This is a genomic window from Terriglobales bacterium, assembly GCA_035487355.1.
GTDB lineage: Bacteria > Acidobacteriota > Terriglobia > Terriglobales > Acidobacteriaceae > QIAW01.
In genome coordinates, this window is record DATHMF010000044.1 from 1 (window position 1) to 14,461 (window position 14,461).

Annotated in this window: 11 protein-coding genes; all 11 read left to right on the plus strand. The window is 53.4% G+C overall.

Translation table 11 applies throughout. The annotated features are described in order from the left end of the window. Nucleotides 1–1,669: putative porin (locus VK738_10075; protein HTD22990.1), on the plus strand; the 1,669-nt coding region annotated here is incomplete at its 5' end. A 136-nt stretch (nt 1,670–1,805) separates the two neighbouring features. Then, a complete protein-coding gene (gene pstC, locus VK738_10080; GenBank protein HTD22991.1) occupies nt 1,806–2,846 on the plus strand; it encodes a phosphate ABC transporter permease subunit PstC in 1,041 nt (346 codons plus the stop codon). Then, entirely contained in the window at nt 2,843–3,697 is an 855-nt protein-coding gene (pstA, locus tag VK738_10085; protein ID HTD22992.1) for a phosphate ABC transporter permease PstA, read from the plus strand. Before pstC ends, pstA begins: the two co-directional genes overlap by 4 nt. Before the next feature lies 1 nt (nt 3,698). After that, entirely contained in the window at nt 3,699–4,460 is a 762-nt protein-coding gene (pstB, locus tag VK738_10090) for a phosphate ABC transporter ATP-binding protein PstB (protein ID HTD22993.1), read from the plus strand. Continuing rightward, nucleotides 4,457–5,128, plus strand: a complete 672-nt coding sequence (gene phoU / locus VK738_10095) for a phosphate signaling complex protein PhoU (protein HTD22994.1) — start codon at nt 4,457–4,459, stop codon at nt 5,126–5,128. Before pstB ends, phoU begins: the two co-directional genes overlap by 4 nt. Before the next feature lie 325 nt (nt 5,129–5,453). Beyond that, complete coding sequence (locus VK738_10100) at nt 5,454–7,529, plus strand: hypothetical protein (GenBank protein HTD22995.1); 2,076 nt, start codon at nt 5,454–5,456, stop codon at nt 7,527–7,529. A 523-nt stretch (nt 7,530–8,052) separates the two neighbouring features. After that, nucleotides 8,053–9,930: an Ig-like domain-containing protein gene (locus VK738_10105; protein ID HTD22996.1), complete on the plus strand. Its 1,878-nt coding sequence runs from the start codon at nt 8,053–8,055 to the stop codon at nt 9,928–9,930. A gap of 132 nt (nt 9,931–10,062) precedes the next feature. Beyond that, nucleotides 10,063–10,995, plus strand: coding sequence for a DmsE family decaheme c-type cytochrome (locus VK738_10110; protein ID HTD22997.1), 933 nt, complete (start codon nt 10,063–10,065; stop codon nt 10,993–10,995). Then, complete coding sequence (locus VK738_10115; protein HTD22998.1) at nt 10,992–13,346, plus strand: hypothetical protein; 2,355 nt, start codon at nt 10,992–10,994, stop codon at nt 13,344–13,346. The genes VK738_10110 and VK738_10115 overlap by 4 nt, the downstream gene beginning before the upstream one ends. A gap of 8 nt (nt 13,347–13,354) precedes the next feature. Next, complete coding sequence (locus VK738_10120; protein HTD22999.1) at nt 13,355–13,726, plus strand: c-type cytochrome; 372 nt, start codon at nt 13,355–13,357, stop codon at nt 13,724–13,726. Nucleotides 13,727–13,816: 90 nt separating this feature from the next. Beyond that, nucleotides 13,817–14,338 (plus strand): cytochrome c oxidase assembly factor Coa1 family protein, encoded by a 522-nt coding sequence (locus VK738_10125; protein ID HTD23000.1) that lies wholly within the window; start codon nt 13,817–13,819, stop codon nt 14,336–14,338. Nucleotides 14,339–14,461: the final 123 nt, after the last annotated feature.

A 14,461-nucleotide genomic window follows, 5' to 3' on the forward strand; every position in this document is an offset into this window, starting at 1 on the left:
GGCGCAGTCTGCAAGCAGCACGGCATCCACCCCCACCAAGACGAGGAAGAAGAGAGCAGCAGTCTCAACGCGCACGAAGGCAAGCGCCACTACGGTGACCACCGCTGATGAAATCAGGTCGCTGCGCGAGGCGCTGACAACGCAGCAACAGCAGATTCAGCAGTTGACACAGCAACTGCAACAGCGTGACCAGGCCTCGGAGCAGCAGCAACAGCAAATCAATCAGTTGCAGCAGGCCGCTACTGAAGCTCAGACCAAGGCCACTTCGGCGGAAACCACCAGCACGCTGACCGCTGCAAACTTTACCAAGCTGCAAGGGGACGTGGCCGATATAAAAACCAATGCCACCAATGCTGCGCTTTCCTCGCAGGAAGACCAGAAGAGAGTGTCGGCGATCGAGGGCGTATTAGGACGCTTTCGCTTCGGCGGAGACGTTCGTATCCGTTACGATGGAATCTTTCAAAGGTATGCGGGTTGTGTTGGCACCAATTGCGCTGATCGCAATCGTCCTCGCCTCCGGCTTCGCCTTGGTCTTGAAGGTAAGATCAATGAGGATTTCTATGGCGGAGCGTACATAGGCTCCGGCGCAAACGTTAACGCAAGCGCGAATTTTTCCGATCCTACCTCGTTGAACGAAACCCTGACCGGCTTTTTTGAAAGGAAGGCGATCGGATTGGACCGTGCCTGGATCACCTACCAGCCGCAATCGCATAAGTGGTTGCAGCTTACCGGTGGCAAGTTCGCTTATCCCTGGATACGCACGCAGCTTACGTTTAAGAACGACATCAACCCTGAAGGTTTTGATGAGAAGCTTTCCTTTGACTTCAATCACCCGCACTTCAAGAACGTCTCAGTACAAGCCATGGAGTTGTTTTTCAACGAGGTTGCCAAAGGAGTTGACTCCAACGCTCCCGGGGCGCAGGTCTCAGCTAAGTTCCAGTTTTTTGGCAACAAGTGGACCATCACCCCTTCCTACACGGCCTTAAACTGGAATGGTGCGGACTCAATTGCCCAGGCAGCATTGCCTGTCCCGGTTTGTGCGAAGCCAACTTCAACCAATTGCTTGCCTGAACCACTAACTACGGCGGTAGGGACGCCAATCAACCAGCCTCTTGTTCCTCCCGTGCAAACCTTGAATCCGGGCGCCTTCACCAATGCCACTCGCATTGCGGGCATCGGCACTGGGCAGACGCGCGCTATGGTCTCGGGCTTCATGTATAACGACTTTATCCTCGATAACACCTACCTGACACCTTGGAGCCGCTTTCCCTGGCGTGTTTTGGGAGAATACGAGCAGAACACGAGAGCCAGGTTGAACGTCGGCCTCGGACCCTCCAAACAGGATAAGGCTTACTGGTTTGAGACGAGTCTGGGTCAGCTCAAGCAGAAAAACGATATCCTGCTCGGCTATAGCTTTGATCGTATTGAACAGGACGCCGTAATCGCATCGTTCAACGATAATGACCAGCGTGCTGCCACCAATATTCTGCAGCACAAATTCTATTTCAACTGGCTGGTACGCAATAACACAGTCGCAACCTTTACGTGGTACATCGGCCGTACGCTGAACACAAGACTGCAGAATGCAGCCTTAGAAACCGGACGTGCTGCAGGACTGACCGATCCCTGGTTAAACCGGGTTCAGCTCGACTTGTTATATAAGTTTTAATTTCCTCCGGAACGGGGAACATGCCCGGCAGGAGTTGCTGCTTTTGTTAACAATTGAAGAGCAGCGGCTTCTGCCGGCTTTTTCTGTTTCTAACCGGGTTTTAACGCTCCTTTAACATTCGTTTGCTAGCGTGGAAATGATGCTTAAACAAATGAATGGGCCCTTGTTGAAGACCAAGTTTCAACCAGCCTCGGAAGTGTCTTCACCGGAGGACCAGGCAGCAGCGGTCTCGCGGCGAAAAACTGCGCTTACGTCTTCGCGTTTCGCCGATGCTGCTTTCCGATACCTGATGTTGGGTTGCGCCCTCTCCGTTTTGGCGATTGTTGTCCTGATCGTGCGCGAATTGGTTCTAAGCTCTGCGCTCTCCCGTAACGCCTTCGGCCTTAAATTTTTTTTCAGGCAGGCTTGGGACCCGGTGAATGGAGATTTTGGCGCTTTGCCATTTATTTACGGCACGCTGGTGTCAGCGTTGCTGGCGCTGTTTCTGGCAGTGCCTCTTTCGGTCGGAGTCGCCACTTTTACCACGGAGCTTTGTCCCCGAAAGTTGCGCAGCCTGCTCTCCTACATGGTTGAGCTGCTGGCCGCGATACCTAGCGTGATTTACGGTTTGTGGGGCATCTTCGTACTGGTTCCCATTTTGCGTCTGTATGTAGAGCCTTTTTTGGCAAAATATTTCGGCTGGACTGGATTGTTTGGTGGCCCGCAATTCGGCCTTGGCATGCTGGGGGCGGGTGTGATTCTGGCAATCATGATTATCCCTGTAATTACATCGATCACCCGCGAGGTCATGAGCGCGGTTCCCACGCAGCAACGTGAAGGAGTGCTGGCGCTGGGATCCACCCGCTGGGAGATGATTCGCGTCGGGGTGTTGCGCAACGCCCGCACAGGTATTCTAGGTGCCATTATTCTGGGCTTGGGACGTGCTTTGGGTGAGACCATGGCCGTGACTATGCTCATTGGCAACCGTCCGGAGATCGCCAAGTCGCTCTTTGCCCCCGGTTATACGCTGGCCAGCGTGATTGCCAATGAATTCAGTGAAGCCGCTGACGATCTTCATCGGAGTGCTCTGGTGGAGATTGGGTTGGCGCTGTTCTTGATTACCCTGTTGGTCAATATTGTGGCCCAATTGATGGTCTGGAGCATCACCCGCGGAAGTGCTGCGAGAGCAACCGCATGATACAAAGCAAATACTGGTGGCGAAGTCTCCAAGACAAGGTGATCGTCGGGCTTGCCGCCGGAGCGACATTCGTGGTGCTGGCTCCCTTGGCCGCCATTTTCGGATATCTGGTGTATAAAGGCGTCGGCTCGCTGAGTTGGAACTTTCTGACGCAGATCCCCAAGCCGACCGGCGAGACCGGCGGCGGTATGGCCAACGCGATTGTGGGCTCGGGATTGATTCTGCTCATCGCCAGCCTGATTGGCGTTCCCATGGGAATCGGGACCGGTATCTATCTGGCGGAATTCGGGAAAAAGCGCTTCGGTAATCTGGTTCGCTTTACCGCCGATGTGCTTAACGGCGTGCCTTCCATCGTGATCGGGATCGTTGCCTACGCTCTTGTGGTAGTAACCCAGAAGCGTTTCTCGGCCTTGGCCGGTGGAGTGGCCCTAGGCATCATGATGGTGCCTATCATTTCCCGCTCGACAGAGGAGATGCTGCTGATGGTTCCGCAGTCCTTACGCGAGGCCGCCTGGGGATTGGGAATTCCGCAGTGGCGTACTACACTTTCAATCACTCTGCGCACCGCCAGTTCTGGGATCATTACTGCGGTGATGCTGTCCTTTGCCCGCGTAGCAGGAGAAAGTGCCCCGCTGATGTTCACTGCTTTCGGCAACTCATACTGGAACTTCAACATCAACCAGGCGACGGCCGCCCTGCCTTTGCAGATCTTTTACTATGCCACCTCGCCCTTTGACGACGAGCGTCGGCAGGCTTGGGCTGGCGCGTTCATTTTGATCCTCTTAATCGTGGTTTCCATGTCATTGGTTAGAATGGTCGCATCCCGGGGCGTCTTTAAGGGGGGCAATTAGGATGGGTGTAGGGATCCAAGTTAATCAGCTTAACGCCTGGTTCGGCAACACGCATGCGGTTCGTGACATCCAGATGGATATTCCTGCCAACCATGCGACGGCCATTATTGGACCCTCCGGCTGCGGGAAATCAACCTTCGTGCGCTGCCTTAACCGCATGCACGAAACCATTCCCAATACCCGTGTGCAGGGCACAGTCAAAATCGGCGATACGCATGTCTATGGCAACGGCACCTCTGCCGTGGAGATTCGCCGCCGTGTGGGCATGGTGTTTCAGAAACCTAATCCCTTTCCCACAATGTCGGTGTACGATAATGTTGCGGCTGGCTTAAAACTGAATGGATACCGCAACCGTCGCGAACTCGATGAGATTGTGGAGCGTTCACTGCGTCAGGCCGCGCTTTGGGATGAGGTCAAAGACTCTCTGAAGAAGAAGTCGGGGGCGAGCCTCTCCGGAGGCCAGCAGCAGCGGCTCTGCATCGCCCGCGCCCTGGCGGTGGAGCCCGAGGTCATGCTGATGGATGAGCCCGCCTCTGCGCTGGACCCCATCTCGACCTCCAAGATTGAAGATTTGATTTTTGAACTCAAACAGAACTACACCATCGTGATTGTGACGCATAATATGCAACAGGCAGCGCGTGTGGCCGAGTTTACCGCGTTCTTTCTGACCGGCAACCTGATTGAGTTCGATAAGACGGAAAAAATCTTTACCAATCCGAGCGACAAGCGTACGGAAGACTATATTACTGGCAGGTTTGGATGACACGAACGAAATTTCATCAAGGACTCGACGAGCTCAAGCAGAAGCTGCTCACCATGGGCGGCATGGCCGAGCAGGCCGTGCAGCGTGCTGTGACCGCGTATCGCACCCGCGATCTCAAGCTTTGCCAGTTGGTGTTGGATAACGAACAAGCCATCAATCTGCAGGAGCGCGAGATTGACGAGTTGGCCCGCGATCTTCTGGCCATGCAGCAGCCCATGGCCATTGACCTGCGCTTTATCCTCGCCGTAATCAAGATTAACGCCGACCTGGAGCGTGTAGGTGATCAGGCGGTGAATATCGTGCAGCGAGTAATGCACATGAACGGTTTGCCGGTAGTGGACCTCCCTGCGGATATCCCCCACATGGCAGCGGCTGCTTCAGCCATGGTCGGCGAAGCCCTGGAGGCCTTCATTGAAGGCAACGTGGATCTGGCGCAAAAAGTCCTGGCCACCGACGATGAAGTGGACCGCATGAATCGCGAAACTTTTGTCGCCATGGAAGGTGCAATGGCAAGCTCGCCCGAGGTCTTGCATCAGGCATTGGATGTGTTGCTCATCGCCCGCAACCTGGAGCGCATTGCCGACCACGCCACCAACATCGCCGAAGATGTTATTTTCTGGGTGCAAGGAGCGGATGTCCGCCATCGCATCCATAGCAACAGGTCCTAACCGGCAAAACGGAACATCAGAGTAGAAACATCAGAGTAGAGACGTAGCATGCTACGTCTCTACGGTAAAGTCACCAACCGCCGTGGGGCGTCCTGCCCGCACGTTTCAGAGTAACGGCAAAGTTACACGAAAATTACAAACCTATGACAATCGTTGAATTCCTCCTGCGCCATGATTCTAAAGGTGTCGAGTAATAATTCTTTGTTGTGATCTGTAGTGATTAGCGGAAAAAGTGCCAAAAGTGCCATTGGATTCTTCAACTTGCGGGCTGGAGGGATCGTTTATGCATCTGGGATCTTTGAGGTTATGGAGACTGCTTATATTGTTGGCGGTAGTATCTGCGTGCGCAATTGCCGCTGATGCCGCTACCAAGATTGTGAATGTCGGGCAGGGCGGTGGATTGGTTTTTGTTGACCAAGCCAGCGGGACCTCCACCACCACCATTAATTCAGGGGATACCGTTCAATGGAATTGGGTCAACGGCTTTCACTCCACCACCTCCACCAACCTGCCTTGCTGCAGTCCCAGCGGAATGTGGGATTCAGGCGCGAAATCTGGCGGATCATTCACGTTTACTTTTAACAGCGCCGGAACATTTCATTATTACTGCACGGTTCACGGCGCCGTCATGCAGGGGACGGTGGTCGTCAACGCTTTGCCAGATTTTTCTATTTCCGTTTCCAATCCCAGTGGCGGCACGGTTATGGGACCCATCTTCCCCAGCCAGCAGACGGTGTTTAACGGCAATCTTTCTCCGTTGAATGGATACAACAAGACAGTCAACTTGAGCTGTCTGGCAGGTGGGACCGGAGTTCCTTCGCCATGCAATCCGAACCCGGCCAGTCCTATGGTTTCATCTTCAACTCCCTTTACCATTACTGCCGGAGCAACGACACCAGGGCACTATGACTTTATGGCGCAAGGCTCGGATGGCTCGATGGCACACTCTGTTTCAGGTCTAAATTTTGACGTGGTGGATTTCGCTATTGGTGCACCGTCACCGGCGACTGCAGTCAGCAATCCCAGTTCAACCGCGATTTCTACATCAACGTCAGTCAATCTGAGCGCTGCCGGAATTTTCAGTGGAACTGTAATGCTCAGTTGCAGCGCCGGATTGCCCGCCGGAGCAACGTGTACTTTCACGCCCTCGGCTAACGCTACTCCGACAGCAAACAACCCAGTTTCCGTCAACCTGACGATCACTATTCCCGCCGCAACTGTGGTCCAGGATTACAACGTAACCCTGTCGGCCGCTTCGAGTACTGCCGCCGGTCCTGTCACAAAGACACAACCGCTCACATTGCACGTCGCGCAGCTTACTGTTTCGTCGTTTACGCCCGGCACAATCACGATTGGTGCAGGAAACATTTCCAACGCTGCCACAACGATGGTTTCCGTCACAAACTTTACCGGCTCGGGTACGGTTGCGCTGGCCTGTACAGCAGGATTACCTGCAGGCGGGGCGTGCAGCTTTTCACCAGCGATTGTCAGCAGCTTTCCGTCGAGTCCCTCTGTCACTGCGTCTGTGCCCTTCAACACCAGTGCGGGAACTCCTACTCTCACGGTTACCGCTACCGGAAACCTAAATGGGGCTTCGGCCGTGCGGACCCAGTCTTTAATGTTGAGTGTGCCCGCTCCCGATTTTTCTTTGGGTACGCCGTCGCCTGCAACCGTCAATATGGTGAACAACTCTTTCTCGCAGCCTGTAACGGTTCTGCTTACGCCCACGAACTTGGCGGGGACGGTAATCCCGAGCTGCGGAAGTCTGCCCACTGGGGTTTCCTGTATTTTTTCGCCTCCTACGTTCGTCAACGTGAAGGGACAGCCAACCAGCTTTGCTGTGATCTTTGCGGCCAACGGAGCGACTGCCAGCAGCTATGCAGGCATTACCATTAATGCCGACGTCACCATCAACGGCACACCCATCTCTCACAACGTCGCTCTGACCCAGCTCAATATCACTACTCCAGGTACCAGTACGACCATTACGTCAAGCCTGGCAGCGGTGAATTCAGTCACTAACGCTGCGTTGATTAACGTAGGCGACCCGAACCTTACAGTCACCGCATCGGTGGACAACAGCGGTAGCACTTATAGCGCCGCAGTTTGGCAGGTCAACTTCACCAACCCGGTTATCCTGGTGGCCTCATCAAACCCGAATTGCAGCCAGCTTTTGCCCACGGCAATTTCCTGCAATCTCGGCGATATTCTGGTGAGCACGGGGAACCACTATTCCTTCAAGGTCCTACCGCTCTTTGAGCGTTCGGTGGAAGCAAAGAGTGTAGTAACGTCTCCGACCGTGGGATCTGTCAATTTGACCGGCAACAGCGCAAATGCGCCGGCAGTACAGATACGTCCACGGCCGCTGGCCCGTAAGGGGCTTGTGCCCAGGACGCCATAGGGTGGAAGTAGGAGGTTAGTCCAAGCCGGGCAGATGTCGTTTTTCCAGTAACGTGTGACTGGTAGAGTAGTGCTCCCCCCCTCCCCATTACTTAAGTAGTCTCCGTGCAGTTAAGTCATTCTGATTCAAGCACATATGGGAGGGGAAGAGTAATGAGGACAAGAGAGTCCGCAGTTACTGGATAGATGCTGATCCGTAAACTGTGGGTGGTCGATCTGCAGCGGCCATTTGTCCCAGCAGACAAAATAAGTTTTTCAAAGACCGGAAACCAAACCAGGCATTCTTGAATGCTTAGGAGCAATGATACCTGCAATTTCCGAGGAGTCAGCGAAGTGATATCACTATTTGGTTGTTTCAAAAATGGCTTGTGGACGACGGGAAAGACCACCACAGAAGACTGAAGGGTACTCGAATCTAATTGTTTTGCCTCTTAATCTTGCATTACAATTAAGTGCCTCCCCTAAATGCCGTAGATAGTTTTTGCCGGGGATTCCCCAGACTTCTTAAAGCTAAGGAAGTATCTATGAAGGTATCTGTCTCCCTGAGGACTTTGTGCGTATTTCTCCGTCTCGGCCTTTTGGCTCTGGCTTTCATCTGCCTGTTTTATGCTCCTGCCTCTGCTCAAACTTGCGGCGCGAACTGCACCGTTGTCTACGCAGGAGATGACGCAGATGACCTTTGCTACACAAGAGATCATACTACCTGCCCAGGCGGTAATTTTTCTTTGACCATTAGCTTCGGTCAGACGGTAGACTTCTTCCAGCCAGTTGGAGTAGCCAGCTTTGATGCTCACACCGCAACATCGGGGACCTGTGGTGTCAACCCGCCTCACACCTGCACTCCTGACGGAAATTTTAGAGCTCCTGGCAGCGGCAACATGGTAAATGGGACTGATTATCCGGTGGCTTTCAATGGCGGGGCATTGGGGATAGGGAGCCATCCCTTTTTTTGCACACCCCACGGTTTTTCGATGACTACCGGAACAATCACTGTGATTGCGGATGCCACCTCTACAAGCGTTGTTCGCAGCAGCGGCCCCAATCCTTCGATTGTTGGGCAGTCAGTTCAGTTCAAAGCGACAGTCAGCAATACCATCATTCCAGGAACAATTCCGACGGGCGGGGTCACATTTGAAGATTTTGGTGTTCCCATCAGTTCCAACTTGCCTCTGGATGGCGCCGGCTCAGCGACCTTTACGACCACTTCACTTGCTTCCGGGACCCGCAGCATCACCGCGGTCTATACCCCGGATGTAACTACTTTTTCCGGCAGCAATTCTAACGCTTCTCCTCTTTCTCAGCTCGTTGAAGATTTTTCGATCACGATCAGCAATCCTGCCGGCGCGGCGTCCCCTGGAGGGAATTATGACTACACCGGTACGTTGTCTGCCATAGACAGTTATCCCAATTCTGTGAACATTACCTGCCAGGGCTCAACCCCAGGTACGTGTGCGCTCTTGACGCCTGCTAATCCAGTTCCTATGGGCAGTGGATTTACCGTGCGCGCCAGCAATCCATCCGCTGCTCCGATCTTTAGTTTTAACATTCAGGGCATTGGCACTTCCACTCCTACCGTTACTCATGCATTTCCGGTTACGCTGAATGTGGGCAGCTTTAATTTAGGGACGCCAAACCCGAGTACGGTAACTGCCGTCCAGGGAAACCCCAGCAACACAACCGCATTTCAAGTCAGTGCGCTGGGTGGTTTTTCGGGTGAGGTGGATATGAGCTGTCCTGCGCCTCCGCCAGGAGTGACGTGCATATTTTCCAACGGCTCTGCCACGCAAGCCTTGTTTTTAGGAGTCGGACAGACAATCAATGACACGCTGACTTTAAATACAAGTTCTTCGCTCGCCGCCGGACCCTACACAGTTACCATGCAAGCTGCACCGCTTTCAGGTACTAGCCAAACTCAGGACGTGTCTCTCACTGAGAGCAGCGCAACCCAAGCAAACACATTCATCTATTTTGGCGACACCCCCGATGGCCAGACCCAGCACAACGTAAATCCTCCCCATACGCTGCTGCTTGATTCTCCTCTCAACTTTAACGTGAGTGCATACAATGAGGACGTAGCGAACGCAAATGGTGTAACGCTTGTTCTGGTGTTCACTGAACCGTTTAAGAGTGCATCCGCAACTCCTGGCGGAACTTGCACAAATACCAGCTCTGTCGAAATCACCTGTGATTTAGGAATAATCACGCCAAGCGCTCCTTGGATTAAGACCGTTTCCTTTAGCATTGTTCCGTTCCCAGGCAGGAGCCTTGACTTCGCGGCAATCTTATCGGAATCGAATAAAAATGCGACAGCAAAACCCACTCATCTATCTTGGACGACATTTTATAGATACCGTCCCATGATGCGGCCCGGACAAAAACCTGGAAACACGAATCCTAAGTAAGACAGATTAACTTTGAAGAGCCCGGCGCTTTGCCGGGCTTTTTCTTTACATCTGATCTTTGTCAAAAGTTTGTCAAATGTTTGAATTTTAAAAAACTTAGCGTTCTCTCTGATATCTTGTCTGACATTGGTCATGACCAGCACCCGGCCCTTGATCTGGCGCAAGATTGCACTCCTGTTGAGCCTGGTTTGCGTTTTTGGGAGCAAACATATTTGCGCCCAGACGCAGCCGCCTGCGTCGGCCAAACTGCCGCCGGGATACATGGGTTCTGAAAGCTGTAAGGATTGCCACGCGGAAATCTACAAGAACTTTGCCACCACGCCCCATTGGAAAATTGCATTCGACAAGCGCGATGCCACCACGGCAGTAGGGCAGTGCGAATCCTGCCACGGCCCGGGCAGGGAGCATGTGCAGTCAGGCGGAGACCCTGCAAAAATCTCTTCCTTTAAAGGCCTTTCCACAGAGAAGATTACAACCACCTGTCTTAACTGCCATCAGTATGGAGAAGAGCACAGCAACTTCCTGCGCTCAGCGCACAAGAGCAGCGATGTGAACTGCCTTGACTGTCACTCTCCGCATCATTACAAGGAGTCGCAGTTCCTGCTGGTCAAAGCGCAGCCGCAGTTATGCTACGGATGCCATGCCGAAGTTAAGCCTGACTTCGCCAAGACCTTTCATCACCGGGTGGATGAAAAGCTGATCAAGTGCACCGACTGCCACAATCAGCATGGTGGGTTCGCAAATTCGCAGTTGCGCACGGCCGCCAATCAGGATGCGGTTTGCCTGAAGTGTCACGTGGAAAAGGCCGGCCCGTTCGTCTTTGAACACGCTCCCCAGGTCACAGAAGGATGCACCTCGTGCCACGCGCCGCACGGCTCAGCGAATGCGCGTTTGCTCAAACGCAGCAATGTCAACTTGCTTTGCCTGGAGTGTCACACGGTTACGTTCGGATCAAGCGTGCACGACACGCCCGGTTACCACGATCAGGCGGCGCAGTTTCAAGCTTGCACGCTGTGCCATGTAAATATTCACGGCTCCAACTTCAACCAGTTCTTCTTCAAATGATCCGAGCTGGAAAAATTCGTGCCCGGCAATTGTATTTGAGCATTGTGCTGATGGTGTGCCTTCTCTTTTCGCTTTCCGCCCGACCCCAGCAGCCCGATTCGCAAGAGGGAACTACGGTGGGAAATTACAACATCCGGCAGTCGGCGGAGATGGGTTACCGTGTTCTCACAGAGCGGGGTAACAGCGATGTCTTCGATACCATCGTGGATGAACACAGCGGATTGCGCCTGCTGGATGGGTCTTTCGAAATGCATTCCCTCAACCACTCCGGCTTGTTTTTCGACTCTCTCTCGCTTTCCAGCTTCGGTTTAGGTGGAGAGGCCAACAGTGTCATCCGCTTGCGCGCTTACAAAAATAAGGTGTACAACTTCAACGCCAGCTTTCGGCGCGATCATAATTTCTGGGATTACAATCTGCTGGCTAACCCGCTGAACCCTCCCACCTCGCTGCCCTATGTGCCCATCCTGAATTCGCCCCACCGCTTTGATATTGTTCGCCGCATGAGCGACTACAATTTCACGCTCTTTCCCCAGTCGCGTCTGCGTTTTCGTCTGGGATACTCCCGCAACCTCAGCCAGGGGCCCAGCTTTACCAGCTTTCATGCCGACGATGTCGCGGGAGAAGAGACCCTGCTGTTTCAGCCGTGGCGGCAGACCCAGAACGCCTATCAGTTTGGAGTTGATCTGCGCGTTTTGCCCCGCACCAATATCAGCTATGACCAGTTCCTGCAATTCACAAAAGGTGATAATTCGCAGGTGGACCGCAACTTCAATTTTCAGCTCTCCAATGGAGCTCCGGTTGATCTGGGATTGATCTTCAATACCCTGCTTTTGACGCCATGCGATTCGCTTTCCATCAATACGGCGGCAAAGCCACCGGTGGCTGCCGCTACGTGCAGTGGGTTTCTAGCCTATTCGCGCTTCGCGCCCATGCGAACCTCTTCTCCCACGGAGCAACTCGGATTTCAGTCGAACTATTTCAAAAAACTGGAGATGAGTGGACGTTTCATGTACAACTCCAGCACCGGTAAGGTGCCCACGATGAACGAGCTGTTCAATGGATTGATTGCCAGCACCCAGCTACGCCAGTACAACTTTACCGGGTCAGCGCGTTCGCGGCGTATTACCGCAGCCGGAGACTTTGCCGCGACCTGGAGCCTGAGTGACCGTTTTCGTATCAGCGATTCGTTCCGCTTCCATGCGGTTCGCGTGCCCGGCATCGAGAGCAGCTTGCAGGATTCATTCTTTGCCAATTCGCTGCTTGCATCACCCATTGTTTTTAATCCAGCCGCTTGCCCCACGCCTTTTAACGCGGCCACTTGTCCGCAACATGTTTTTGGTTCTCCTGCTGACATCACATCGAACAATTCATTCACCTTTTTGGGACAGGAATACAAAACCAATCTGCTTCAGTTGGAATACGACTTCAGCAAGCACTTTCGAGCACGCCTGGGATATCGCTATCGCAATCGCCTGATTACGCAGCGCAACCTCAGTATGGAGGGCCTTGTCTTCTTTCCAACCCGTGCCAACCGCGATGTTTGCCTGCTGTTGCCCACCCAACCCGATGGTTCGTGTCTTGCCGGCCTTTTATCCACTGCAACCCAAGGCACAGAGATCAACGAACATTCGCTGTTGTTGGGCTTGACCTCGCGTTTGTTGAAAGGTGACGCGCTGCGCTTGAGCGGTGACGCGGAGCTTTTCTGGGCCGACAATTTCTTTACGCGCCTCAATCCCCGCCAGTCGCAACACTATCGCGCGCGCGCTAACTACCAGCCCACGCCCTGGGCGAATATAAGCGTTGCCCTCAATATTTTGGAAAAGCACAACAATTCGGGGGGAATCGGGTTTCTGGGGCATGACCGTAATTTCAGCTTTGACGCGCTGCTCTCCGCTAACGAACGCCTGGGATTGGATTTGGACTACGATTTCACCACGGTATTCTCGCGCGCCAATATTTGTTTTGCCACGAGTTCGGTCTCGATCTCAACGCCTTTGTGCACGACCGATCTCGCTTTGTTCCAGACGGTTTCGTTTTATGACAGCAGAACCCACTTTGGCCGGGTGGCGATGATGTGGAAGCCGTGGCCGCGGCTCACGACCCATCTGGGTGCAAGCCTGACCAGTACGGGAGGGGATACCCTGTTTCTGAACCCTCTTACTCCCACCGGTTCGTTACGCAGCTTATATTTGCAGCCTTCCGCTGATCTCGATCTGCAATTGAAAAAAGGTCTCGATTGGAAGGTGAGTTGGGGATATTACGATTACAACGAACACAGCGATCCCGGTCCAACCCTTTCGCGTGATTTCCATGCTCATGTTGGGACCATCAGCTTGCGGTATTCGTTTTAAGGAGCGTCATGAGAAGTACATTATTTTTTATTTTATGCGTGAGCGTACTGACCTTTGCCCAGCAACCATGCAGCAAAGAACCGGCACAAGCGGAGCAAGGCAAAGCCGTGACGCCAGGCCAGAAGATCTTTGAAGAAAATTGTATGCGTTGCCATGCAGCCGATGGCTCCAGCAATACCTTTATTGGCCACAAATGGAAAATCCCCGATTTGCGTTCCGATGCTGTGCAGAAGCTCAGCCCCGAGCAACGCATCGAGATCATTACCGAGGGAAAAGACAGGATGCCTGCCCATAAAAACAAGCTCACGGCTGACGAGATACGCCAGGTGGAAAGCTATGTGCGCGAACTGGGGAAGAAACCGTCAACTCCGGCGCAATAAACAAAAGCCTGCGCTTTGAATTAATGATGTCAAGAATTCGTCTTCCCATGAAATAATCTGCTCCTACTGAGTTCACGCCAGGAGCCCTTTATGTCGGCTATGCCTCCTCTTCCGCCCGGATCAATTCCGCCGCCCTATTCACCTGCGCAGAAGTCTGGTTGGTTTTCACGGAACTGGAAGTGGCTTATCCCAACTTTGTTCATTGTCATTTTCGTGCTTCCGCTCTCCCTGTGCGGCGGACTCGTTTACTTTGTGATGGCGTCACTGAAGAATTCCGATGTGGCGCGCGAATCGCTGGCTCGGGCTCAGGCGAATCCAGCGCTGATTGAAAAATTAGGGACCCCGATCCAAATGGGAGCGTGGGTTGGTGGCAGCGTCAACTCAACCTCTGCAGATGGGAACGCCGAGCTGGTTATGCCTCTCATGGGTCCTAAAGGGAGCGGGGTTCTGGCTGTCACTGCCCGAAAAACGGCCGGCGAGTGGCATTACCTCGTGATGACGGTGACAATTCAAGGAGGCGGGAACGTCAATCTTTTGAAGGAAGCTGAACAGAGACAGCGAGATTGCCCGCAGCCGCCTGACTCATCTGAGTCAGGGCCAAGCTCAAACTAATTCCGCTACTTTGCCTGGGATAGCTTAGTACTGATAAGTGAGTACTGACACCACAGAACTGCTTTAAAATAGTTTGCCGAGAACAGGTCCTCAACTGGGTCCCGGATTGGAGAGTCCTACCGG